The sequence below is a fragment of the Chryseobacterium sp. SIMBA_029 genome (assembly GCF_046535275.1).
Taxonomy (GTDB): domain Bacteria; phylum Bacteroidota; class Bacteroidia; order Flavobacteriales; family Weeksellaceae; genus Chryseobacterium.
The window spans coordinates 1-351 of record NZ_JAWRXA010000106.1; the positions used below are offsets into that span (position 1 = coordinate 1).

At 26.5% G+C, this 351-nt stretch carries 1 pseudogene; it reads right to left on the reverse strand.

Going from position 1 to position 351, the window contains the following annotated elements:
• Positions 1–130: 130 nt before the first annotated feature.
• Positions 131–351: pseudogene (locus SB679_RS23415) on the reverse strand (hypothetical protein); the annotation flags it as partial.

The following is a 351-nucleotide window of genomic DNA, read 5'->3' on the forward strand; positions in this document are numbered from 1 at the left end:
TTCATTATCCCATTTTTTATTGTCCGCACCCATCATTAAATAATTCTCAAACCCTTTAATGATAATTTGAGTTTGTATAGAGTCATAACCGATAAGGCTAGCTTCATTGCTTTTCAGTTTCTTTAATACATCAGGATAATTCAAAAAATAATTTATTAAATTCTGCATCTTCATCATCCTTCTTATTATTCTTATTATTCAACAAGTGTTTTTTTATTATTTTTATCTTCTTTGTATCTAAATTTAAATTTTCAACTTCAGTTTCACACTTATGCATGTATAGTTGGTATAAAACCGAAACATATTGAGATGCTCCAAAATCGTACAGCTTTTGAATAAACTCTTTTTTAT